At 56.7% G+C, this 24,474-nt stretch carries 21 protein-coding genes and 1 pseudogene; 16 read left to right on the forward strand and 6 right to left on the reverse strand.

The window, feature by feature from the left end; translation table 11 throughout:
• Positions 1 to 238 precede the first annotated feature (238 nt).
• On the forward strand, positions 239 to 907 hold the full coding sequence (locus AA74_RS0102795) for a GntR family transcriptional regulator (protein WP_021240238.1): 669 nt from the start codon (positions 239 to 241) through the stop codon (positions 905 to 907).
• A 119-nt stretch (positions 908 to 1,026) separates the two neighbouring features.
• Here AA74_RS0102795 and pqqU read toward each other — a convergent pair whose 3' ends face one another.
• A complete protein-coding gene (pqqU, locus tag AA74_RS0102800; RefSeq protein WP_025910885.1) occupies positions 1,027 to 3,141 on the reverse strand; it encodes a TonB-dependent receptor PqqU in 2,115 nt (704 codons plus the stop codon).
• Positions 3,142 to 3,382: 241 nt separating this feature from the next.
• On the opposite strand from pqqU, the gene AA74_RS0102805 reads away from it, so the two are divergent.
• On the forward strand, positions 3,383 to 4,444 hold the full coding sequence (locus AA74_RS0102805; RefSeq protein ID WP_025910888.1) for a YncE family protein: 1,062 nt from the start codon (positions 3,383 to 3,385) through the stop codon (positions 4,442 to 4,444).
• A 92-nt stretch (positions 4,445 to 4,536) separates the two neighbouring features.
• Here AA74_RS0102805 and ansP read toward each other — a convergent pair whose 3' ends face one another.
• Positions 4,537 to 6,033 (reverse strand): L-asparagine permease, encoded by a 1,497-nt coding sequence (gene ansP / locus AA74_RS0102810; protein WP_008501774.1) that lies wholly within the window; start codon positions 6,031 to 6,033, stop codon positions 4,537 to 4,539.
• A 304-nt stretch (positions 6,034 to 6,337) separates the two neighbouring features.
• A complete protein-coding gene (locus AA74_RS0102815) occupies positions 6,338 to 7,252 on the reverse strand; it encodes a LysR family transcriptional regulator (protein ID WP_008501773.1) in 915 nt (304 codons plus the stop codon).
• A 108-nt stretch (positions 7,253 to 7,360) separates the two neighbouring features.
• On the opposite strand from AA74_RS0102815, the gene AA74_RS0102820 reads away from it, so the two are divergent.
• Entirely contained in the window at positions 7,361 to 7,759 is a 399-nt protein-coding gene (locus AA74_RS0102820; protein ID WP_025910892.1) for a cupin domain-containing protein, read from the forward strand.
• On the opposite strand, the gene AA74_RS0102825 is transcribed toward AA74_RS0102820, so the two are convergent.
• A complete protein-coding gene (locus AA74_RS0102825) occupies positions 7,756 to 9,291 on the reverse strand; it encodes a methyl-accepting chemotaxis protein (protein WP_025910894.1) in 1,536 nt (511 codons plus the stop codon). The two genes, AA74_RS0102820 and AA74_RS0102825, sit on opposite strands and share 4 nt — an antisense overlap.
• A gap of 340 nt (positions 9,292 to 9,631) precedes the next feature.
• On the opposite strand from AA74_RS0102825, the gene AA74_RS0102830 reads away from it, so the two are divergent.
• From AA74_RS0102830 to AA74_RS0102885, 11 genes and pseudogenes are all read left to right on the forward strand, one after another.
• Complete coding sequence (locus AA74_RS0102830; protein WP_025910896.1) at positions 9,632 to 10,171, forward strand: AAA family ATPase; 540 nt, start codon at positions 9,632 to 9,634, stop codon at positions 10,169 to 10,171.
• Between the two features lie 110 nt (positions 10,172 to 10,281).
• Positions 10,282 to 11,283: an LLM class flavin-dependent oxidoreductase gene (locus AA74_RS0102835; RefSeq protein WP_025910898.1), complete on the forward strand. Its 1,002-nt coding sequence runs from the start codon at positions 10,282 to 10,284 to the stop codon at positions 11,281 to 11,283.
• Positions 11,280 to 12,401, forward strand: coding sequence for an amidohydrolase (locus AA74_RS0102840; protein WP_025910900.1), 1,122 nt, complete (start codon positions 11,280 to 11,282; stop codon positions 12,399 to 12,401). Before AA74_RS0102835 ends, AA74_RS0102840 begins: the two co-directional genes overlap by 4 nt.
• 16 nt (positions 12,402 to 12,417) lie before the next feature.
• Positions 12,418 to 14,681: pseudogene (locus AA74_RS1000000123650) on the forward strand (NtaA/DmoA family FMN-dependent monooxygenase).
• Positions 14,682 to 14,690: 9 nt separating this feature from the next.
• Complete coding sequence (locus AA74_RS0102855) at positions 14,691 to 15,200, forward strand: GNAT family N-acetyltransferase (RefSeq protein ID WP_008501765.1); 510 nt, start codon at positions 14,691 to 14,693, stop codon at positions 15,198 to 15,200.
• Between the two features lie 9 nt (positions 15,201 to 15,209).
• Positions 15,210 to 16,136, forward strand: coding sequence for an amino acid ABC transporter permease (locus AA74_RS0102860; RefSeq protein ID WP_025910906.1), 927 nt, complete (start codon positions 15,210 to 15,212; stop codon positions 16,134 to 16,136).
• Positions 16,120 to 16,893 carry an amino acid ABC transporter ATP-binding protein gene (locus tag AA74_RS0102865; RefSeq protein ID WP_025910909.1) on the forward strand — a complete coding sequence of 258 codons (774 nt, stop codon included), beginning with the start codon at positions 16,120 to 16,122 and terminating at the stop codon, positions 16,891 to 16,893. Before AA74_RS0102860 ends, AA74_RS0102865 begins: the two co-directional genes overlap by 17 nt.
• Before the next feature lie 9 nt (positions 16,894 to 16,902).
• Positions 16,903 to 17,790, forward strand: coding sequence for an ABC transporter substrate-binding protein (locus tag AA74_RS0102870; protein ID WP_025910911.1), 888 nt, complete (start codon positions 16,903 to 16,905; stop codon positions 17,788 to 17,790).
• A 41-nt stretch (positions 17,791 to 17,831) separates the two neighbouring features.
• Positions 17,832 to 18,449 (forward strand): glutathione S-transferase family protein, encoded by a 618-nt coding sequence (locus tag AA74_RS0102875; RefSeq protein ID WP_025910912.1) that lies wholly within the window; start codon positions 17,832 to 17,834, stop codon positions 18,447 to 18,449.
• Between the two features lie 37 nt (positions 18,450 to 18,486).
• Positions 18,487 to 18,717, forward strand: a complete 231-nt coding sequence (gene pptA, locus AA74_RS0102880; RefSeq protein WP_008501760.1) for a tautomerase PptA — start codon at positions 18,487 to 18,489, stop codon at positions 18,715 to 18,717.
• A gap of 184 nt (positions 18,718 to 18,901) precedes the next feature.
• On the forward strand, positions 18,902 to 19,903 hold the full coding sequence (locus tag AA74_RS0102885) for a Kdo(2)-lipid IV(A) acyltransferase (protein ID WP_025910915.1): 1,002 nt from the start codon (positions 18,902 to 18,904) through the stop codon (positions 19,901 to 19,903).
• 44 nt (positions 19,904 to 19,947) lie between these two features.
• Here AA74_RS0102885 and AA74_RS0102890 read toward each other — a convergent pair whose 3' ends face one another.
• Complete coding sequence (locus tag AA74_RS0102890) at positions 19,948 to 21,633, reverse strand: NAD-dependent malic enzyme (protein ID WP_023292315.1); 1,686 nt, start codon at positions 21,631 to 21,633, stop codon at positions 19,948 to 19,950.
• 415 nt (positions 21,634 to 22,048) lie between these two features.
• On the opposite strand from AA74_RS0102890, the gene AA74_RS0102895 reads away from it, so the two are divergent.
• Positions 22,049 to 23,380, forward strand: coding sequence for a 2-hydroxycarboxylate transporter family protein (locus AA74_RS0102895; RefSeq protein WP_023344225.1), 1,332 nt, complete (start codon positions 22,049 to 22,051; stop codon positions 23,378 to 23,380).
• 121 nt (positions 23,381 to 23,501) lie between these two features.
• A complete protein-coding gene (locus AA74_RS0102900) occupies positions 23,502 to 24,143 on the forward strand; it encodes a helix-turn-helix domain-containing protein (protein ID WP_025910919.1) in 642 nt (213 codons plus the stop codon).
• On the opposite strand, the gene AA74_RS0102905 is transcribed toward AA74_RS0102900, so the two are convergent.
• Positions 24,136 to 24,435, reverse strand: coding sequence for a helix-turn-helix transcriptional regulator (locus tag AA74_RS0102905; protein WP_008501755.1), 300 nt, complete (start codon positions 24,433 to 24,435; stop codon positions 24,136 to 24,138). The genes AA74_RS0102900 and AA74_RS0102905 overlap by 8 nt on opposite strands.
• Positions 24,436 to 24,474: the final 39 nt, after the last annotated feature.

Here is a 24,474-nt window from a genome sequence, read left to right on the forward strand (position 1 = left end):
GTTCCCGCCATATTTATTTGTGAAGATACGATATATTGTCTTTAATTACTGGACATGACTTTTCGCGCCATCATCCCCGATGAGCCCGAAAACGATAAAAAAAATGACGTTTACTTTTTTTGCTGTTTTTTGTACTTCCCACCACCAGGCATGACGATACAGGATATATCGTACCGGCGCCGTTTTATTAAAACTGGCGTTTAAAAATAGCATTAAGTTTTAGCTACAGGAATTCCACATGCTTGATTTGGATCACTTAGAAAAAGCCCAAAGGGTTAGCCTTACCATGCAGGTTGAACACAGTTTGAAAGGGGCGTTAATTACAGGCTCTCTCAAACCAGGAGCACGACTGATTACGAAAGAGATTGCTGATAAATTAGGCACCAGTATTACGCCGGTCCGCGAAGCGCTGTTGCGCCTGGTCTCCTCAGGCGCGCTTCACGCCACGCCCGCACAGGCATTTCTGGTCCCTGAAGTGACGCTGGAGCGTTATAACGAGATTAACGCCATCAGAAAACAGCTTGAGCCAATGGCGGTCGCCGCAGCATGCCAGAAGATGTCAGACGGCAAGCTGGAGGCGTTGCGCAAAATGTCAGAGGCTTTCCATGAGGCCATGCGCAATGGAAACGTTCAGCAGGCATTGCATGCGAATCGTATCTTCAGGTTTACGCTTTATCAGTATGCGGAAATGCCTACGCTTAATGCCTTAATTGAACAGCTATGGGTCCGCATCGGGCCCTGCATGAACTACCTGCATCACGAACTTAACGACATCAAAACGGCAACGTATCACTATGACGAGCTGCTTTCGGCCCTTGAGCGGAGAGATGTTGATGCGAGCCAGAAGGCGATTGATAAGTTGATTGATGAAGCAGATTCTCTTTTACAGCGACAATATTTTAACTGAGAGATTATTTATTAGAGCGACTATATACCGCCGCTAATTATTTATCTGGTGAATAACTCCTGATGGCTTAATGCCATCAGGAGGGTTATTTCATTTATAAAATAAACTTTTCTTTTTGCTTACTCGAAGCGATAAGAGACCGACAGTCCGACGCCATAGTTACGGCCTGGTGCAGGCTCGTAATAACGACCGTTGGACTCGTTGACAATTACCGAGCCCGCGTACTCTTTATCGAATAGGTTATCGACGCGGCCAAAGACGTCCATTCCCCAGTTGCCGTAGTTAAATTTATACCCGGTATTCAGCCCGACTACCGTATAGGACGGCGCTTTCGCGGTGTTTTCGTCGTCGGCCATGATATCGCTCATGTAGCGCACGTCTGTCCCCGCATACCAGCCTTCCTCCGGCTGCCAGCCAAACGAGGCGAAGCCCATGTTGCGCGCAATCCCCGGCATACGGTTACCGTTACAGTCTGCGTCGCTGCAGACGTTAGTCCGGTAGGTGGCATCCAGGTACGTCCAGGCCATCTTCAGCTTCCAGTTCTCCGCGAACTGCTGATCCAGGGAAATTTCGACACCCTGACGACGGGTTTTCCCGGCATTTTTATAGGTTGTACGGCCGCCGGAACTGGAGTCCACCACGATCTCGTCATCCGTATCGGTGCGGAACAACGCCGCCGTCAGCAGGCCGTTGCCGATGCGGGTTTTGCTGCCCACTTCATACGTATTATTCGTGGACGGCTTCAGGCCAATATTCAGACCGCCCTGGTTATCGGCGCGATAGGAGAGCTCGTTGATGGTTGGCGTTTCAAAGCCACGCCCTGCGGCAGCGTAGAGGTTCCACGCATCCGTCACCGCATACTTCACGGCGCCCGCCGGGAGCCACTTGTGGTAGCTCGCGTCACCGCTGTCATCGCCGTTGCCCGGCGTAACGTAGTGGTCGTTGGAATCAAACCAGACCGAACTGTAGCGGACACCCGCGTCGACAGAGAGTTTCTGCGTCAGCTGCCAGCTCGTTTGCAGATAAGGATCGACGTTCCACATCAGGTTGCGTTCGTCACGACGTTTATCGCCTTTGACGCCGTAGTCCGGCACGCCGTTGCGCATCACGAAGTTCTCGTATCCGCGACGGTCTTCGCTCATGTTTTCGTAGTTCAGACCGGTGGTGAAGGTCACCGGAACCAGCAGCTCGCCGCGGTGTGTCCAGCGAGTGTCCACGCCCTGATAGTGGCGCTGCATATCAATCACCCCGCCGGAGTGAGTGGCTTTTAGCTGCGGCTGATACGGAATCGACTGGTACTGCGTCATTTCACGCTCGCCGGCGTACATCATCACGCTCAGGTCGTCCTGAGCGCTGAGCTGGCGATCGTAGCGCAGGCCGGCCTGGGTCTGCTTGATGGTCTTACGGGTGTTGTACTGATCGCCGCGCGGCGACTGACGCGGGTTGTCCCGCCACTCCTGGTAATTCAGTCCACCCGGATCGTTGGCCTTCATATCCACGCTGTTGAAGATCAGCGTCAGCTTGCTGGCGTCGTCAATGCGTACACCCAGTTTGGCGTTAGCGAGATTTTTCCGCGCGCCGCTGTGGTCGCGGTAGCCTTTGGTGGTGAAGCGGGTGGTGGAAACGGTGTAATCCACGTCACCGGCGTGGGTGCCGTCACCCATCGCGCCGGTGGCTTTCATGCCATAGCGCCAGGTCCCGTAACTGCCGTAATAGCTGCTGGCTTCAATGGTCGGCGGCTGCTGCCCGGTCTGGGTGTTGATGTTGATTACGCCGCCAGAGGCGTTGCCGTACAGGGCAGAGAAGGGACCGCGCAGCACTTCAACGCTCTCCACGCTGGAAAGGTCGATGTTGGAGGTCTGACCCTGTCCGTCCGGCATGGTGGCTGGAATACCATCGACGTACATACGGATACCGCGCACCCCGAAGGTTGAGCGGGCGCCAAATCCGCGCATCGAAAGCTGGAGATCCTGGGCGTAGTTTTGACGGTTCTGAATTTGCAGCCCGGGTACGCTGCCAAGGGATTCAGACAGGTTAATGCGGGGCGCGGCCTGGCGCATATCGTCGCCATTGACGACGCTGACCGCGGCCGGAGTATCGAGCTCCGATACGGTTTGCGGCGTGGCGCTGACGATCATGGTCTGTTCCTCTGCACTCACGGCGGTGAGCGGCGCAAAAATAACAGGAACCAGCAGCAGCGGGAGAGAAGCCTTACGGGCAGAAATGATTTTCATGAATAAAACCGGTTGTGGTGTATAAACGAACCAAATGGAACATGTCCATATATGTTAAAGGTTTTGTAAAAGTTTTGAAAACTATAACCGCACATTGCGTTAATGGAAGGCGAAGCGGGAAAGAAAAACTCCACATTTAACACATTAATGATTACTATTCTCATTATCAAAAGACAATGCCATGACGTTGTCTGCCGGAAGTGATGTCAGCCCAACCCCACTTTTCAGAAAAGGAATTGATATGTCTTTACGTCAACTGTGCTCGCCGCGTCTGAGCCTGTCGCTGCTGTCTGCCACTTTACTGCTTGCCGGGACGTTCCAGGTGCATGCCGCCGAAGAGGTACTGCGTAAAGCGGTGGGCAAAGGGGCGTATGAAATGGCCGTGAGCCAGCAGGAGAATGCGCTGTGGGTGGCAACCTCGCAAAGCCGTAAAACCGACAAGGGCGGGGTTGTCTACCGCCTTGATCCGGTCACGCTGGACGTGACGCAGGCAATCCATAGCGATCTGAAACCCTTTGGTGCCACCTTTGACAAGGCGACTCAAACGCTGTGGTTCGGCAATACGATCAACGGCGCGGTAACCGCGATTGATGCAAAAACGGGTGACGTAAAAGGGCGACTGGTGCTGGACGGGCGTCAGCGCAGCGAAACCGTCAAACCGCTGCAGCCGCGCCAGCTGGTGGCGGACGACGCGAGCAACACGATTTACATCACCGGTGTCGGTAAAGAGAGCGTGATTTGGGTGGTGGATGGCGCCACGCTGAAGCTGAAAGAAACCATTGCCAATACGGGCACCTACAGCACCGGCCTGGCGCTGGATGCGCAGGCGAAACGTCTGTACACCACGAATGCGGACGGCGAACTGGTGACGATTGATACGGCCAGCAATAAAATTATTGCCCGTAAAAAGGTGAAGGATGACGGTAAAGAGCACTTCTACCTGAACCTGAGCCTCGACACTGCCGGTCAGCGCGCGTTCCTGACCGATTCAAAACAGCCGGAAGTGCTGGTGGTGAGCCTGAAAGACGGTAGCGTGATCGAGAAAATCGCCGCGCCGGCATCCCTGGCGGTCCTGTTTAACCCGGCCCGCAATGAAGCCTACGTGACGCACCGTGAAGCCGGTAAGGTGAGCGTGATTGACGCGAAATCGTATAAGGTCACTAAAACCTTCGACACGCCGGTCTACCCGAACAGCCTGGCGCTCTCTGCGGATGGCAAAACCCTGTACGTGACGGTGAAACAAAAATCCACCCGCCAGCAGGAAGCCACCCAGCCTGACGATGTGATGCGTATTGCTCTGTAAGATGGGATTGCCCGGTGGCGCTGCCGCTTACCGGGCCTACAAAACCATGAAATGTAGGCCGGGTAAGGCGAAGCCGCCACCCGGCTTTTTTATTAACGCGAGGTCTCTTCTACCAGCGGGGCGTCGTGTTTTTCATCGTCAGGATGAACCGGCGCGGTGCTGTGAATTTCATGAACGCGTTTACGCACGCCGAACCAGCCCGCAATCAGCAGAACGGCCAGCAGCGGAATGGTCGCGATGGTGTAGGTGCCGTTCGGGTAGTCGAACGCCATCAGCACCAGCACGCTGAACAGGAAGAGCAGGGTGAGCCAGGAGGTCACCGGCGCGCCAGGCAGCTTAAAGCTGACGTCAGCGGCTTTGCCTTCTTTAATCGCTTTGCGCAGACGCATCTGGCAGACCACGATAAAGCCCCAGGACGCGATAATCCCCAGTGCCGCCACGTTCAGAACGATTTCGAATACCTGAGACGGCACCAGATAGTTCAGGAACACGCCGAAGACATAGACCACCAGCGTCGCCAGAATACCGGCGTACGGCACGTGCTGCTTGCTCATCTTGGACATGAACTTCGGTGCGGAACCGCCCATGGACATGGAGCGCAGGATACGACCGGTCGAGTAGAGGCCGGAGTTCAGGCTGGAGAGCGCTGCGGTCAAGACCACGATGTTCATGATGCTGCCCACGTACGGCACGCCCAGCTTCGAGAAGAAGGTCACGAATGGACTCTGGCCCGCCTGATAGGCGTTCCACGGCAGCAGCAGCACCAGCAGCACCACGGAGCCGACGTAGAAGAGACCGATACGCCAGATCACGCTGTTGATGGCTTTTGGTACCATCGTCTGCGGATCTTTACATTCACCTGCTGCGGTGCCCACCAGCTCGATGGAGGCGAAGGCGAACACGACGCCCTGAACCAGCACCAGCGCAGGCAGCAGACCGTGCGGGAAGAATCCGCCGTTATCGGTTATCAGGTGGAAGCCGGTGGCATTGCCATCCAGCGGCTTACCGCTGCCGAGGAAGACGGTACCCACGACCAGGAACACCACGATGGCCAGCACTTTAACCAGCGCAAACCAGAACTCCATCTCCGCGAACCACTTCACGCCGATCATGTTCATGGTGCCGACAATCGCCAGCGCGCCAAGCGCAAAGACCCACTGCGGCACATCGCCAAACGCGCCCCAGTAGTGCATATACAGCGCAACGGCGGTGATGTCGACGATACCGGTCATCGCCCAGTTGACGAAGTACATCCAGCCCGCCACGTAAGCGGCTTTTTCACCGAGGAATTCACGGGCGTAAGAGACGAAGCTGCCGCTGGAAGGGCGATGCAGTACCAGCTCGCCCAGCGCGCGGAGAATGAAGAAAGAGAAGATCCCGCACACCAGATAGACCAGGGCGAGAGCCGGGCCAGCCATCTGCAGACGTGCACCCGCACCTAAAAACAGACCCGTTCCGATAGCGCCGCCGATGGCGATCATTTGAACCTGACGGTTGCCCATCGCTTTGTGGTAGCCCTCTTCGTGGGAGTTCAACCAGCGACGTTTAGCAGCGTGATGATCGGCTGCGCTTTTATTGCTTGTTTTCATTGAGTTACCTGTTTGCCTGTCTGAACCATTATCGTGATAGTCCTGCCTGGCAGAGCGCAATACAAACGATTGCTTCTGCGCAAACACATGTCGCCTTCCCAGTCATTCTGCGTATGGATAAGGCGAAACATGGCGAGGCATCCTACCTGCAATTCATAAGCGACGCAAAATATAACCGTGCCGAAAGTGATGCACGTCGAAGGAAATCGTGTGGTCAGAGCAGACGGGGATCACAACACGCTGAAACGTGATGAGTTTTTAGTCAAAACAATGGCGGGGTTGATTATTTAATCATCAGATTCTCTTAATTATTACCAGATGGTATAAATTTTTGCTGCTGCAGGGCATCGAGAAGTAACCTGAACGCGGTTGTGTGCTGCCGACGGCTCGGATAATAGAGGTGGTATCCTTCAAACGTGGGGCACCACGATTCAAGGACCCTGACCAGCCGTCCCTGATTCAGAGCGTCCAGAACCGAGGACTCGGGCACGTAGGCTAATCCGAGACCATTCTCCGCGGCGTCGATGCGCTGCGACAGGTTATTGAGCGTAAGCTGTCCGTCAACCCGCACGCGAAGCTCGCGCCCGTCGCGCTCAAATTCCCAGTCATACAATCCCCCTCTGGTGGGCAGGCGGAGATTGATACAGCGGTGTTCACCCAGCTGCTCCGGCACGAGCGGCACGCCAAAACGAGCCAGGTAATCCGGGGAGCCGACGACCGCCATGCGCATGTCCGGCGCAATCCGCACCGCAATCATGTCTTTTGCCACCTGTTCACCCAGGCGAACCCCCGCGTCGAAGCGGCCATCGACGATATCTGTCAGGCCATTGTCGACCGTCACTTCGACGTTAATGTCAGGATATTGCAGCATAAAAGCCTTCAGTACTGGCCAGAGGACGGCGTCCATCGCGTGCTCGCCGGCGACGATGCGGATAGCGCCTGCGGGTTTGTCGCGGCTGCTGCGAAGCGCCGTGAGTTCCTGTTCGATCTCCAGCAGATGCGGGCTGAGGCGCGAAAAAAGCTGCTCACCCGCGGGTGTCGGAACCACGCTGCGGGTTGTGCGGGTTAACAGGCGAACGTCTAATCGTGCTTCAAGCTTGCGCATCGCATGGCTCAGTGCCGATTGCGAGACGCCCAGCTGCGCCGCTGCGCGCGTAAAGCTGCGCTCGCGGGCCACCACCATAAAGGAGAGCAGATCGTTGAAATTATCTTTTAGCATCGCGGTTCTATTTATGAGTTTCAGTCATGTGTCCTATCTGATTATGCACCCTAATGCTGCGGAGTGCTTTGCGCTACTGTTAACGCAACAGTCAACGAGGAGCATAAGATGAAAATTATCCGTAGCGGTTCATTACCTTCAGTACGAGGACCGGAAGCCTGGTTCACCGGGGCTGTTCGCATTGACGCGCCCTTTCAGGCGACCGAACCTGCCAGCGTCGGCGGGGCAACCGTAACCTTTGAGCCGGGCGCGCGCACGGCCTGGCATACGCATCCCCTGGGACAAACGCTGATTGTGACGCAGGGTCCCGGCTGGCTACAGGCGTGGGGCGAAGAGGCGGAAATACTGAATCAGGGCGATATCGCCTGGATCCCATCCGGCGTGAAGCACTGGCACGGCGCAAGTGCGCAAACGGCGATGACGCATATTGCCATCGCCGAAGCGGTAAACGGCAGCCCGGTAACATGGCTGGAAAAAGTGACCGACGAGCAGTACCCGAACGGCTAACCGCCAAAAACGGCAATTGCCTGCTGCAGGCGCGTCGTCCGCTGCGTCAGGTGATTCGCGGCGTGAGTGACGTTATCCACCATCCCCGTATTGCTCTGGGTCATTGCGCCGATACGGGAGAGGGAGGCGTTGATGAGCGTCAGCGCCTGGGTTTGCTCCTGCGTGGCGAGGCCAATCTCCTTAATCAGGGTGGAAACCTGCAGAACATGGTCGATCATAACCGTCAGCTGTGATTCGGTTTGTCCCACCTTCTCCACGCCAGCGTTGACGCTGGCAACGTTTTTCTCGATCAGCGCTTTGATCTCTTTCGCCGCCGTCGCGGAGTGCTGCGCAAGATTGCGCACCTCAGCTGCGACCACGGCAAAGCCGCGGCCGGCTTCACCCGCGCGCGCCGCTTCCACGGCGGCATTCAGCGCAAGAATATTGGTCTGGAAGGCAATACGATCGATAACGCTGATAATATCGACGATCTGGCCGTTATCCTGCGAAACGGACTGCATCATACCAATGGTCTCTTTCATCATCGCTTCACCGCAGTGGGCGCTGTCGCGGGTGCGATCCGCCATCTGAATCGCCTCGTTCGCGGTTTCGGCCGTCTGCTTCACGGCGCTGGCGATCTCTTCCACCGCAGATGCGGTTTGCTGCAAGAAATCGGCGGTTTCTTCAGAACGCGCCTGCAGCGCCGCGCCTTCTTTCGCGACCTGCTGGCTGATGGTGCCAATACCGCTGATTTGCGCCCCGACATCATCAACCAGCGAGTTCAGGTTTAAACCAGACTGATTCACCAGGCGCATCATCAGCCCGATATCATCGATTCTGTCAAAATGGTAATAGTCCGTTTTACGTCCTGAAACCACGCGCTGCATCTGTTGAACAATGGATTTTACCGGCCGGGCGATCTGCGCATGGAGATAACAGGACAGCGCAGAAAAAAGCAGCACCAGAGTGGCGGCCTGAACGAGACGATCGCGGAATAAATACATCGCCAGGCAGGAAAGTAACGCCGTCGCAGTAATACCAAGCTGAATTCGTTTTCCGGTACTGAGACATTTAAAGAGCGACAAAAAGGAAAATATACCGCGCCGAACGAACAGTCCTTTATAAAAACGATGATGTTTTAATTCATTATTACGCACTTTTGCATACAGATTTTCACTGGCCGCGATCTCCTCCCGTGAGGGGATATTGCGCACCGAAATATAGCCGGTCAGGGATTCCCCCTGCCAGACCGGCGTCACGTTGGCCCGCACCCAGTAGTGATCGCCATTATGACGACGGTTCTTCACCAGACCTGTCCAGGTCTCGCCCTGCTGGAGGGTAAACCACATGTCGCCAAACGCTTCGGCAGGCATGTCGGGATGGCGGATGAGGTTATGCGGCTCCCCCAGAAGATGCTCTTCTTTATATCCGCTGGCTTCTATAAAAGCCGAGTTAGCATAGGTAATATGACTTTTTGTATTGGTGGTGGACATTAACGTCGAACCGGCGTTAAGCAAATACTCGTTTTGTGTAACGGGGGTGTTACGCCTCATGAGTAACTCCATGATGTTGTGCAAGAATAAAAATCCGGAAAGCGCTCCGGCAAGATAAGTATGATTATTTTAATAACGGCCTGGATATATTCTCGCTGAAATTGAGACTCTCCGAAATACCCGGCATTCATTATTTTTAATCTGTTAATGTTGTCGAATGTAATAAAATTGAAAATATTTTAGTGGGTGTTATTTTGAATCGGCTTAAATAAATGACATAAGCCAAACTGCAAGAGGGAGATCGTCTCTCTGGAAAAATTGTCATGCTGAAATAGCGTTTCGTTAACAGGATGAAAACGCTATCATTTGGTCACATTTTCGTAAATACAGGGAGGCTGAGGTGAAAATTAACGTCATCGGTACCAGCGGGAGCGGAAAAAGCACGCTGGCGAAGCAGATTGCGACTGCGCTGTCTATTCCCTGTATCGAGATGGACAGACTCTACTGGCAGGCTAACTGGCAGGGCACGCCGGACGACGAGTTTCAGGCAAAGCTGGCGCAGGCGCTACAGGCTTCGCCAGACTGGGTGCTCGACGGTAACTACAACCGCACGCGACCGCTGAAATGGCGCGATGTCGATGTGGTGGTGTGGGTGGATTACGGGTTTACCCGCACCCTCTGGCAGGCCGTCACCCGAGCAATAAAGCGGGCCTGGCATAAACACGAGCTTTGGCCGGGAACGGGGAATAAAGAGAGTTTCCGGCGCGCGTTCTTCAGCAGAGAATCCATTATCATCTGGACGATGAAAACCTGGCGTAATAACCGTACGCGCTATGAAGCCGACCTGCAAAACCCGCAATATAGCCATATTCGCTTCGTCCGCATTACCCGTCGGGAGCAGGTGGAAACGCTGATTGCCTCCTTAAAATCTTATTCTTAGCAGGGTTTTATATATCTGTTTTCCGGCAAACTAAATGTAAATTAATTGTTTCTCAGAGGTGAAATGCGCCTTTAATAATGTCGACATGTTAAGTCAAACGAGAACGCAACATGTCATGGCGAATCAGCATTCTGGATAAAAGCCCCATCGCTGAAAACGAAACGGCTGCCGATGCACTGGCGCGTACCCTGGCGCTGGCGCAGCAGGCAGAAAATCTGGGCTATCACCGCTTCTGGATTGCCGAACACCACAACACCCCACAGCTTGCCAGCCCTTCGCCGGAGCTGCTGATTGCCTGGATCCTCGGGCAAACCACGCGCATTCGCGTCGGGTCCGGCGGCGTAATGCTCCAGCACTACAGCCCTTATAAAGTCGCCGAGAACTTCAACGTGCTGGCCGCGCTGGCGCCTGGCCGCGTCGATCTCGGCGTTGGAAAAGCCCCCGGCGGATTACCGCTCTCAACCCGCGCGCTGCAGCAGGGCCTGAATCAACAGGAAAAGGGCAGCTTTGCCGAACAGCTGGCCCAGCTCGACCGCTGGATCCGTCCTGAGCATCACGCTATTGAAGAGGCCGTCCGCGCCACGCCGCTGCCGCCGTTGCCTGCTGAGGCTTTCCTGCTGGGCGCGAGTACCGAAAGCGCGCTGCTGGCCGCCAGGCTCGACTGGCACTTTGTGTTTGCCGCACACCTGAACGGTGACCCGGACCTGCTGCGCGAGGTGGTATCGACCTGGCGTGAGAACAGCGCGCGGGACGTGATAGTGGCGGTGCAGGCGATTGTCGCGCCGACGCAGGCCGAGGCAGACGCGCTAGCGCAGAAGGTCGAAGTGTGGGGCGTTGAGCTGGCAAACGGGCAGCGTGTCACCGTGGCCAGCGAAGAGCAGGCCTACGCGTTTGCGCGCCAGGCGGGCAGTGAGCCGGTGCGCATTGCACGTCGCGCGCAGTCGCTGCTGGCGGGCACGGCTGAGTCGGTAGTGGAACAGCTCAACGCGCTGCACCAGCAGTGGGGCATTGACGAATTTATCATCGACACGCCGGTGGCGGAGGGGGCTACGCGCGTCGCGTCGCTGCGTCTGCTTGCCGGGGCGCGTCTTAACAAGGAGGTCACCGTATGAGTTTTGGCGAACAACTGATTGCCTGGCGCCGCGAACTGCACCAGAACCCGGAACTGTCCGGCCAGGAGGTCGAAACCACCGCGCGCCTGCGCCAGTGGCTGACGAATGCCGGGATCGCCCCGCAGCCTTACGACCTGTCGACCGGGCTGGTGGCGGAAATCGGAACGGGCAGCAGGCTGGTTGCGCTGCGCGCCGACATTGACGCGCTGCCGATCGAGGAGCGCAGCGGCGTACCGTTTAGCTCACAGCATGCAGGGGTGATGCACGCCTGCGGGCACGATATTCACACCAGCGTCATCCTCGGCGCCGCGTTAAAGCTGAAAGAGCGGGAGGCCTCGCTTAACGGCCGGGTGCGCATCCTGTTTCAGCCTGCTGAAGAGAACTTTGGCGGTGCGAAGAGCATGGTGCGCGCCGGTGCCCTGCGCGATGTCAGCGCGATTTTCGGTATGCACAACGAGCCCGGCCTGCCGGTCGGTGAATTCGCCACCCGCGGCGGGCCGTTCTACGCCAACGTCGACCGCTTTGTGATCCGCATTACCGGTAAAGGCGCGCACGCCGCACGTCCTCATGAAGGCAACGACGCCATCGTGCTGGCAAGCCAGCTGGTAACGGCGCTGCAAAGCGTCGCCAGCCGCAACGTCAACACGCTGGATTCGGTGGTGCTGAGCGTGACCCGCATCTCGGGCGGTAACACCTGGAACGTGCTGCCGGAAAGCGTCGAGCTGGAAGGCACGCTGCGTACCCATCGCACGGAAGTGCAGCAGAATGTGAAAGCCCGCGTGGGTGAAATTGCCGCCGGGTTTGCCAGCGCCTTCAGCGCGCAGATTGATATCACCTGGTATGCCGGGCCTACCGCGCTGGTGAATGACGAGCGCTGGGCTGATTTTGCCACCTCGGTCGCGCGTGAGGCCGGATATGAAACCCGGCACGCGGAACTGCATATGGGCGGGGAGGATTTTGCGGTCTATCTGCAGCAGATCCCGGGGGCGTTTGTCAGCATCGGCAGCAACAGCCCGTATGGTTTACATCATCCGTCGTTTAATCCCGATGAAGCCTTAATTGAGCCCGCCGCCCGCTATTTTGCACAGCTTGCGGAAAAAGCCCTGCAACACGTTTAATTCAGGAGAGGTAAAGATGTCTGCAACCCGACAACTGCGGCTGGGCACCATTCTGCATGGTGCATCCGGGAATATGTCCGCCTGGCGCCATCCTGCGGCGATTGCCGACGCCAGTATTAACTTTGACTTCGTGAAAGCGACGGCGTTAAAGGCCGAGGAAGGGAAGCTCGATTTTCTCTTCGTGGCCGATGGTCTCTATATCAACGAGAAATCGATCCCCCATTTTCTGAATCGGTTTGAACCGTTAACCGTGCTTTCCGCACTGGCCAGCATTACCTCGCGCCTGGGGCTGGTGGGAACCTTATCCACCTCCTACAGCGAGCCCTTTACCACGGCGCGCCAGTTCGCCAGCCTCGATCACCTGAGCAATGGCCGCGCGGGCTGGAACGTGGTGACCTCGCCGCTGGAAGGGTCAGCAAAGAACTTTTCCCGCGAAAAACACCCCGAGCATGCGCTGCGCTACCGGATTGCCGATGAGTATCTCGACGTGGTGAAAGGGCTGTGGGATTCCTGGGAAGGGGACGCGTTTATCCGCAACAAAGAGAGCGGCCAGTTTTTTGACCCGGCCAAACTGCATACGCTCGATCACCACGGTGACTTCTTCCAGGTCGCCGGTCCGCTGAATATTGGCCGCACGCCGCAGGGTCGCCCGATTGTCTTTCAGGCCGGGGCGTCGGACGACGGGAAAAAGCTGGCGGCGAAACATGCCGACGCCATTTTTACCCACCACGAGACCTTCGACGAGGCAAAAGCCTTTTACCGCGACGTAAAACAGCAGCTGGAAACAAACGGTCGCCGCGCGTCGGATCTCCATATTTTCCAGGGCGTTAGCGTGATTGTGGGGAAAGATGCCGATGACGTGGAAAACCAGTACCAGACCACGGCGGCGCTGGTGTCGATTAATGACGCCCTCAATTACCTCGGGCGTTATTTCGAACATCACGATTTCAGCCAGTATCCGCTCGACGAGCCGTTCCCGGATATCGGCGACTTAGGCAAAAACAGCTTCCGCAGCACCACGGATGAAATCAAGCGTAACGCCCGCGAACGCAGCTTAACCCTGCGTCAGGTGGCGCTTGAAGCCGCTTCGCCGCGCCCGCGCTTTTCCGGCACCCCGGAGGAGGTGGCTGACGGTCTTCAGGCCTGGTTTGAAGGTTATGCCGCAGACGGCTTCATCATTCAGGGCGGTACGCCGGACACCTTCCCGCGCTTTGTTGACCAGGTGGTACCGATTCTGCAGTCTCGCGGCCTGTTCCGTACCGACTACCCGGGCACCACGCTGCGCGAAAGCCTTGGCTTAGATCAACCGAAAAACCAGTACACACAACAATAAAAGAGAACCCCGCTATGCAGAAATCATCGCTTGTTCTGGCGCTCGCGCTGGCCTTTACCCCTGCCGTCTGGGCAGAGAACGTCAATATTAACGGCACCGGCGTGAGCATCGAGGCCAATAAAACGCCGATTAACACCGCGAAAAATAGCGAGGCGGTGGCGCAGCTGCCGAAAGACTATCGCTTTGCCGTGCCGGGGAAATTTACCGTGGCGGTGGCGGGACTCAATCAGCCGCCGCTGACGGTCTTCTCCGACGACAACAAAACGCTGCTGGGAAGCGAAGTTGACGTCGCCCGTCTGGTGGCCGACAGCCTTGGGCTGGAGCTGAACGTGGTGCCCACCTCCTGGGAAGACTGGCCGCTGGGCGTCGCGTCCGGGAAATACGATGCCGCCATCAGCAACATCACCGTCACTAAGGAGCGCAAACAGAAGTTTGATTTCGCCACCTACCGTAAGGATTCCCTCGGTTTCTACGTGAAATCGACCAGCCCGATCAAATCGCTTCAGAAAGCGGAGGACATCGCCGGGCTGAAGATTATCGTGGGCTCCGGCACCAACCAGGAGGCCATCCTGCTGGCGTGGAATGCCGAAAACCTGAAGAAGGGACTGAAGCCCTTTACCCCGATCTACACCAAAGACGATGCGGCCCAAACCCTGGCGCTGCAGTCCGGGCGCGCGGATGCCTACTTTGGCCCGAACGTGATTGGCGCCTGGAAAGCGGCGCTGAACGGGAAAACCAAACTGGTGGGCAGCGTCGACGGCGGCTGGCCAAAGGCGGCGCACATTGCGGTGACGCTGAAAAAAGGCAGCGGGCTGGTTGAGCCGGTGCAGACCGCGCTGAACGGCGTCATCAAAAACGGCGATTACGACAAAGTGCTGAACCGCTGGGGTGAAGGTGTTGAGCGCATTCCGCAGTCCGAAGTGAACCCGGCTGGCCTGGGCGATTAAGGAGGCGTAATGAGCGAACGATTTCGTGATGTTTCACCGGAAGATGCCGAACTTCAGCCCATTATCGAGGGGCTGTTCGGTGAATATGCGGCCCGCTACGGGGACTACTTTTCTAAAGACGCGGAAGTGGAGCTCACCGAGTGGTATTTAGCGCCGCAGGGGCTGTTTATCGTCCTGGAGCGCGACGGGAAGATTATCGCCACCGGCGCGTACAAACCGTTCGACGAACGCACCGCGGAAATCAAACGCATCTGGACGGACAAAACCCTGCGTCAGCAGGGGCTTGCCGGGCGCGTGGTGCAGGAGCTGGAGCGCAGGGCGGTGCTGGCAGGGTACAGTCAGATCTACCTGACAACCGGCTTTCGTCAGCCGGAAGCGGTCAGGCTCTATCTCAGCCAGGGCTATCAGCCGCAGTTCGATCTGAACCGCGATCCGGAAGAGTATAGCCAGCCGCCGTTTGACGGTCGGCTGCGTTTCACCAAAACGCTGGTACGTGAAGCGTTCAGCAAAACCGCATGAGGAACGACGATGAGCAACGTTGAAACCATTAAGGTGGTCCCGGCGCGTTATCCGCTGCGGGCCGTCGGCGCCGCGGTGGCGCTGTTTGTCCTGGCGGTCGTGATTCAGTCAGTCGCCTTTAACCCGCGCTGGGAGTGGGCGGTGTTCGCCCGCTGGTTCTTCGACCCGGTGATCCTCGAAGGTGTCGGGCAGACCCTGCTGCTGACGCTGATCGGCACCGCGCTGAGCGTGGTGTTTGGCGGCATGCTGGCGCTGGCGAGACTCTCGTCATCCTGGCTGCTGAGCAGCCTGGCGTGGGCGTATATCTGGCTGTTTCGGTCGCTGCCGCTGATCGTCGTGCTGATCATCCTGTACAACTTTTCCTATCTCTACGACACGCTCTCGCTCGGCGTGCCGTTCACCGGCATCACCTGGGGCAGCTTTGAAACCATCAACGTGCTGGGGCAATTTTCTACCGCCGTGTTGGGGCTAACGCTGGTGCAGAGCGCCTATACCGCCGAGATCATTCGCGGTGGTTTCCTCGGGGTCGATCACGGGCAGTATGAGGCCGCCGCCGCGCTCGGCCTGCCGGCCTGGCGCCGCACGGTGCGCATCATTTTGCCTCAGGCGCTGCGCACCATCCTGCCGTCGGGGTTCAATGAAATCATCAGCCTCGCCAAGGGCACGGCGATGGTCTACGTCCTGGCGATGCCGGAGCTGTTCTATACCATTCAGATGATTTACAACCGCACGCAGGAGGTGATCCCGCTGCTGATGGTCGGTGCCGCCTGGTATCTGGCGATCACCACCGTCCTGTCCGCTATCCAGTACGGTGTTGAACGCGCACTCGCCCGCAGCGAACGCCGCTCTGCGGTTAATCAGAACCGTGCCGCCCGTCGCACCCGTTCCGTCACCACCACGCCAGCACAGGAGCCTATCCATGCAAGCCTCTCCTGAAGGACATATCTCAATCACCGGCGTCAGCAAGTATTTTGGTCGCCATAAGGCGCTCGACAACGTGTCGCTTGAGATCCCGCCGGGATCCGTGACGGTCATTCTTGGGCCCTCAGGCTCGGGCAAATCGACGCTGTTGCGCACCATAAACCACCTGGAGCGCGTCGACGAAGGTTTTATTCAGATCGACGGGGATTACATTGGCTACCGCCGTCAGGGCGACAAGCTCTACGAGCTTAAGGAGAAAGAGATCCTCAAACAGCGCGTCAACGTGGGCTATGTGTTCCAGAACTTTAATCTCTTTCCCCATCTCACGGTGCTGGAAAACCTGATTGAGGCGCCCATCGCGCATAAAAAGCTCAGCAAAAAAGAGGCGGTGGAAAGCGCGTACAGCCTGCTGGACGTGGTCGGGCTGCGGGATAAAGCCGACGCCTGGTCCCGCCATCTCTCCGGCGGCCAGCAGCAGCGCATTGCCATTGCCCGCGCGCTGGCGTTACGTCCCCGCGTGATGCTGTTTGATGAACCCACCTCGGCGCTGGATCCGGAGCTGGTAGGGGAAGTGCTGGACGTGATCAAAAAACTGGCCCGGTCAGGCACTACGCTGGTGGTAGTGACCCACGAGATCGGCTTTGCCCGCGAGGTGGCGGATCAGGTGGTGTTTATGGTCGACGGAAAAATCGTGGAGCAGGGCAGCAGCGACGCGGTGTTGAACCGTCCGTCGCACGCGCGAACGCGCCAGTTCCTGTCAAAAGTGCTGTAAGGAGCGCAGATGAAATATGGCCTTCTGGCAGGACTGCTTTTTACGACGGCGTGCCACGCCAGCATCGATCTGAAAGCCAACGAGCAGCCGCTGCAGGTGACGGTGGATCGGCAGGCCGTGGCGAAGATCCCCGCCGGCTATAAATTCGTTGAGCCAGGTACGCTGACGGTCGCCGTCTCGATGCTGAACTCCCCGCCGCTGGCGCTGCTGGCCAGCGATAACCGCACGCGGATCGGCAGCGACCCGGATATCGCCCGCCTGCTGGCGGGCAGCCTGGGGCTGAAGCTAAAGCTGGTGCCGACGGCGTGGGAAGACTGGCCGCTGGGGATCGCCTCCGGGCGCTACGACGTGGCGCTGGTGAACATTGCGGTGACCGAACAGCGTAAAGAGAAGTTTGATTTTGCGACCTACCGCGTCGATTCGCTGGCATTTTCGGTGAAATCCACCAGCGAGATTCAGTCAATCAAAAGCGCGGAAGATCTGGCCGGGAAAAAGGTGATTGTCGGCTCGGGTACCAATCAGGAGCGCATCCTGCTGGGCTGGAACGAAGAGAATAAAAAGGCGGGGCGGGCGCCTGCGCTGCCGGTCTATCTTCACGACGATGCCTCGGGCAATCTCTATATCCAGTCCGGCAGGGCGGATGTGTTCTTCGGCCCCCAGTCGGTTTCATCCTGGAAAGCGGCGCTCACCGGCAAAACCCGCGTGGTCGGTTTAGGGCCGAAGAAAGCTTATGTCGCCACCACGACCAAAAAAGGCAATCAACTGGTTTATGCCCTGCAGGCCGCGCTGAACGGTGCGATTGAGCGCGGAGAGTACCAGAAGGTGCTGGCGCGCTGGGGCGAGCAGGGCGAAGCGGTGACGCAATCGGAGGTCAACCCGCCTGGGATAACCTACTAATGGTGCTCTACACTTAGGATTTTCACTCCTGAGGGGGCAACATGATTAAACTTTATGGCGTACCCGGCTGGGGCTCGGCAATCAGTGAGGTGATGCTGACCCTGGCTGATATCCCTTATCAATTCATCAACGTGGACGGGTTTGACCAGCCCGGTCCGCAGCGTGAATTGCTGCACAAGCTCAATCCGCTGTGCCAGGTGCCGACGCTGGAGCTGGAAAATGGCGCCATCATGACCGAAACAGCGGCGATTGCCCTGATGGTGCTCGACCGGTGTCCCGATCTTGCTCCACCCGTGGGGCAGGCTGAACGTCAGCAGTTTCAGCGTTTGCTCATTTGGTTCGTAGCCAACGTCTATCCCACGTTTACCTATGCAGACTATCCCGAACGCTGGGTGCCGGATGCGCCGGAACAGCTGCAGAAAAACTGCATCGAATACCGGAAATCCCTCTATTTGTGGTTCGAAAGCCAGCTTAAGGCTGCCCCGTTTGCGCTGGGGGAAAGGCTGACGCTGCTGGATGTGTATATTGCGGTGGCGCGCACCTGGGGGCCCCGTCACGCCTGGTTTGCCGAAAATACCCCTAAATTCACGGCGATTGCGGACACCGTATGCCAGCGACCGGAACTGCACAAGGTGTTAAAGGCAAACAAAATTATCTGATAACGTGGAACCCACATTCACAACCGGAAGCCTGCACATGCCACACGTAGATATTAAATGTTTTCCCCGTGATTTAAACGACGAACAGAAAGCTGCCCTGGCGGCGGATATTGCCGACGTGATTATTCGCCATTTCAACAGCAAAGACAGTTCCGTGTCGGTGGCGCTGAAGCAGATCGCGCCTGAAGACTGGAAGGCGCAGGTCTGGGATACCGAAATTGGACCGAAGCTGGAGGAGCTTATTAAGAAGCCCGGGTATTCGATGTAAGATCTTCTGCCGGGGAGCGGATAAATCCTTCCCGGCTCGACTTCCCGTTTTTCGCAAAAATCGATAAAAATGCGTTTTGTCTTATCCGCTACAATTAACGTTTCTGACTGGCATATTATTCATCCTTAGGAAAGATCTCCAACAGAATCAATTAAGGACAGACACGTTAAAGGATAATTTTCTGATGACAAAATTACCCCGTTTTTCATTCGCCTTTCTTCATCCCCGTTACTGGCTAAGCTGGGCCGGCATTGCGGCTCTGTGGCTCATCATGCTGCTCCCTTATCCGCTTCTGTTCAGAATCGGTCATGGCCTGGGTCGACTGGCGATGCGCTTACTGCCTCGCCGCGTCGAGATTGCCCGCCGCAACCTGGAACTTTGTTTTCCGGAGATGAAAAAGGATGAACGCGAGTCATTGCTACAGCGTAATTTTGAATCGGTAGGAATGGGGGTAATCGAAACCGGAATGGCATGGTTCTGGCCTGCGTGGCGGGTAAAGAAATGCTTTACCGTGCAGGGTTATGAACACATGGAAAAGGCGAGGGCGCAGGGAAAAGGCGTGGTGCTGGTAGGGATACATTTTCTGACCCTTGAGCTGGGCGCGCGGATATTTGGCATGCTTAACCCCGGTATCGGGGTCTATCGTCCTAATAACAATGCTCTGCTGGACTGGCTTCAGACGCGCGGGCGCCTGCGCGCCAACAAAACCATGCTCGATCGCCATGATTTAAAGGGCATGATCCGCGCGCTGAAGCAGAATGAAATTTTGTGGTACGCCCCGGATCACGACTATGGCAAAACCAACAGCGTGTTTGTGCCGTTCTTTGCGGTGCCGGATGCCGCGACGACGGCGGGCAGCTATATGCTGGTCAAAAGCGCTAACCCTGCCGTTATCCCCTTTGTGCCGCGCCGCAGGGCGGATGGCACCGGTTACGAGCTGATTATTCTGGAGGATATCAGCGAGGCGCTGCAGGGCGGCGATAAAGAAGCCGTGGCGACGCAGATGAACAGGGCAATTGAGCAGGCCGTACGCATGGCCTCAGAGCAGTATATGTGGCTGCACCGTCGCTTCAAAACCCGTCCTGAAGGGGTACCTGACCGGTATGCCCGTCTGAAGCAGGCGGCAACTCGGGGTGATAGTCTCTCCGCCAGCGATTTTTCTGACCGCTCAGGTGTACAGCACTGACACCACAGCGATGCCCTCACCCTGCGGTGAGGGCATGACCGGCGCTACAGTGCGGATCGGCGGTACGGTGCATAGTCCGCCTGCCACCAGGTTTTCTCGATACGCGCCATCAGGGTTTCATCATCTAACGCTGGCGCCACGCCTTGTTCAATGGCGGCCCGGGCGACGGCAACGGCAATCTGGCGTGAGACCGTTTCAATCTGATCTACCGGCGGCAGCAATCCTCCTCTTTCCGTGGTCACGAGCGGAGACTGCGCGGCCAGGCTGCGGCTTGCTGCCATCAGCATCTCTTCCGTCACCCGGCGAGCGTTACAGGCCAGCACACCCAGCCCCAGGCCCGGGAAGATATAGGCGTTGTTGCACTGGGCAATCTCATAGTGCGCATTCTCCCAGAATACCGGCGCGAACGGGCTGCCGGTGGCCACCAGCGCGGCTCCCTGGGTCCAGGCGATAAGGTCCTGCGGCTGGGCTTCCGCCCGTGACGTCGGGTTCGAGAGCGGCATGATGATTGGGCGCGGACAGTGGCGATGCATCTCTTTGACGATCTCTTCGCTGAACAGCCCCGGCTGGCCTGAAACGCCGATCATCACCGTGGGATGCGCGTTCTTCACCACGTCCAGCAGGGAAATATTTTGCGAGTCTACCTGCCAGCGACTAACGGCGTCGCGCGCGGTAAGCAGGTTTTTCTGGAAATCGAGCAGGTTGGTCATGTCGTCGGTCAGCAGGCCGAAGCGATCGACCATAAAGATCCGGCTGCGGGCTTCCGACTCGCTCAGGCCGTCATCGACCATCAGCGCCACAATTTTTTCAGCAATCCCGCATCCGGCAGAGCCGCTGCCCAGGAACACCACGCGCTGGTCGCGAATGCGCGTCCCCGCCGCGTGCGCCGCCGCGATCAGCGTTCCTGCGGTGACGGCTGCCGTGCCCTGGATATCATCATTGAAGCAGCACAGCTGGTCGCGGTAGCGCTGCAGAAGTCGGGTGGCGTTTTTCTGCGCAAAGTCTTCAAACTGCAGGAGAACGTTGGGCCAGCGCGCCTTAACCGTGCTGATAAACATATCCATAAACTCAGCGTACTGGTCGTCGCTGATGCGCGGGTGACGCCAGCCCATGTACATCGGGTCGTCGAGGTGTTGCTGATTATTGGTGCCGACATCCAGCATAATCGGCAGGGTGGAGGCCGGATGGATCCCTCCGCAGGCGGTATACAGCGACAGCTTGCCAATCGGTATGCCCATACCGCCGATACCCTGGTCGCCGAGGCCTAAAATGCGTTCTCCGTCCGTTACCACAATCACCCGAACGTCGTTGCGCGAGAAACTTTGCAGCATCTCATCAATGCGGTGGCGGTTAGGCCATGAAATAAACAAGCCGCGCGCGCGGCGATAAATCGTGGAGAAATGCTCGCAGGCTTCACCCACCGTCGGGGTATAGATAATCGGTAACGTCTCTTTCAGATGCGAACGCAAGAGGTTGTAAAAGAGGGTTTCATTGGTGTCCTGAATATTGCGCAAATAAACATGGCGGGAAATGTCGCTTTTAAAATGGCAGAACTGCACCCAGGCACGCTCCGTTTGCTCCTCAATGGTTTCAACGTTATGCGGCAATAATCCATGCAGATTAAAATTATCTCGCTCTTCCTTAATAAAGGCGAGGCCTTTATTTAATAACGGGTTTTCCAGCAGTACGGCGCCATTATAAGGCGTGTACAGAACGTCTTTACGAGACATGGTTAACTCCTGAATATTTAAACGATACAGAAATAAGATGAGCAAAAACAGTGACTTTAAGGATGATAAAGACACGGAGTTTTCTGTGTTTTGTTGGGGAGCTAATTTAGCGCTTAGCTAACGGAGCAGGAGTGATAAGGGTCACATTATTTCTGGTTTTATTAATTTCAAAAGAATTGCATTGAATGCCATGAATAACTTTAGTTACATAATAATGAATTAAATTATTTAAAAGGAAAGGGCTGTTGTGTTCACATTTCTCTTCGAAAGCCCATGTTAATTTCACGCTGAGCCTGTTTTTGAGAAAAGGCCACCAAAGTCATTATTTTCTATTTAAGAACATTTATTCGAATCAGGAATAGTTTTCCGCTTATTCCTTTCTCTGTATATCCGAACACAAATTTCAGGTGATTATATGAAAGATAATCCTGTACCGACTTCCGCGCTGTCGACCTCGCGTTTTGCTTTTGGGCTTAACACGACCGAGGTGGGCGCGGTTCCGCTGATGCTGTTCGTCGGGATTGCCGCGATTGTGGCGACGTCCGCCTGGGCAGGGCTGCTGCCGAAAAATATGATAGGCGGACTGGCGGTCATCATGACCCTTGGTTTTGCGTTTGCCAAAGTGGGCCGTCAAATCCCCGTGCTGAAGGACATCGGCGGCCCGGCGATCCTGTGTCTGATGGTGCCTTCCGTGCTGGTCTATTTTGGCGCATTCGGGAAACAAACCCTTGATACGGTGCATCTGCTGATGAAGGAGGCGAATCTGCTCTATTTCGTCATCGCCTGCCTGGTGGTCGGCAGCATCCTGGGGATGAACCGGGTGCTGCTGATCCAGGGCATGATGCGCATGTTTGTTCCGCTGGTGGCGGGAACACTGATGGCCGTGCTGAGCGGGCTTATTGTGGGAACGCTGTTTGGGTATACGCCTTACCACACCTTCTTCTTTATCATTGTCCCTATCATTGGCGGCGGAATTGGCGAGGGGATTTTGCCCCTGTCTCTGGCCTATTCGGCAATCCTGGGGCAGACGCCGGACGTCTACGTGGCGCAGCTGGCTCCCGCTGCGGTCGTCGGAAATATCTTCGCCATTATTTGTGCCGGCTCGCTGGCGCGTCTCGGGACGAAACGTCCTTCGCTTTCGGGAAATGGCATGCTCACGCGGAGTAAAGACGACGCCAGCCTGTTCGCCGGGGCGCCTGGCGCTCAGCAGACGGATTTTCATCTGATGGGCGGCGGATTGCTGATGGTGTGCGCGTTTTTCATCGTCGGAGGCTTGTTTGAAAAACTGGTCCATATTCCCGGCCCGGTGCTGATGATCCTGATTGCCGTCCTGTGTAAATACTTCAGGGTGATCCCGGCCTCAATGGAGCAGGGGGCGCACAGCTGCTATAAATTCGTTTCGGCTGCGCTGGTCTGGCCGCTGATGATCGGCCTCGGGATGCTATACGTGCCGCTCGAAAGCGTGGTGTCGGTCTTCTCGGTGGGCTATGTAGTGGTATGCGGATCGGTGGTGATTGCGATGGCGCTGAGCGGCTACGTGATTGCGTCGCGTCTGAATATGTACCCGGTGGAAGCGGCGATTGTGACCTGCTGCCACAGTGGGCTGGGCGGTACGGGAGATGTGGCCATTCTATCCGCCTCCAACCGCATGTCGCTTATGCCGTTCGCGCAGATCGCGACGCGTATTGGCGGTGCCTCAACGGTGATTTTCGCCACGCTGCTGATGGGCTGGATTATGGCTCACTGATTCGAATCGTCAGGATACTGAATCGCAACGACATTTACAGCGTGTCGCTGCGGTTCAGTCCTTTATAAAACTCACCGCGCTGTATAGAATTACCGCAGCCACAGCGACGGGATACCACACGATGACCGGAAGAGTTGATTATCAGATTGAAAAATATCTCCTGACCGAAGCTGCCGAACCGGAGCGCCTGACGCGCCAGTGGGCAGAGGTTCTGGAGGAGTGTCGTGAGCAAAAGGCCGGTGCAGAGGAGCGGCTGCGCCTCGCGTTGCTTAATGTGGATTACGTCACCAGCTTCGAGCTGCCCTTCAGGCTGCTTCTCACCCGTGCGCCCCAGTTGATTGATGCCGTCAGGAAAGAGCTTCAGCTCAGTCAGAAAAATGTTCTTTTTAACGGCAAGCGCTTTGGCTGCGTCTACAGCCTTAAACGGGATCTGGACGGCATACCTGACGAGTTTACCTATCACCTGAAGACGCGGATCCAGCGCAGTGACGCCACGGGCGCGACGGAAGCGTCTTACCGGCAAATTGCCCAGCAGGTGAAAGCGCCAAAGGAACGCCTCAAACTGGCGCTGGACAACGGGCTGTCTGTAACCGCGCTTGACGGGCTTTTCTGGTTTGGCATTCAGCGCATCGCGGCTGATGTACAACGGTTACGCAAAACAGGGATGCGGATCGTGACGTCCAACGCCGAGGTGTTCGATACGCTTACCAAAACAACCCGGCAGGTCCCGGTCTATCGCCTGGAAGAGACTCAAATTACTTAACCTGCAGCAGGATCGCCATCAGCCCCGGAAAACGGGTATCCAGATCGTCTCGTCGCAATGAAATCATGTTTTCGCGTCCCTGCGGACGCTGCCAGATGACCCCGCTGTCGCGCAATACGCGCCAGTGATGGGTCATCGTGGACTTCACCACGTCCTCCGGGCGCAGCGCGTTACAGCTCAGTTCGCTGCCGTCGGCGAGCCGGCGAATAATCGATAGCCGGAGCGGGTTGCCGAGGGCAAACAGCACATTTTCCAGCAGTATTTGTTCAGTTTCAGGGTGGTTAGGGATCATCGTTTTCCTGCGTATGGCGTCAGATTGAGCTATATCAAC

The sequence above is a fragment of the Enterobacter sp. 5-4 genome (assembly GCF_000612205.1).
Taxonomy (GTDB): Bacteria; Pseudomonadota; Gammaproteobacteria; order Enterobacterales; family Enterobacteriaceae; genus Enterobacter; species Enterobacter roggenkampii.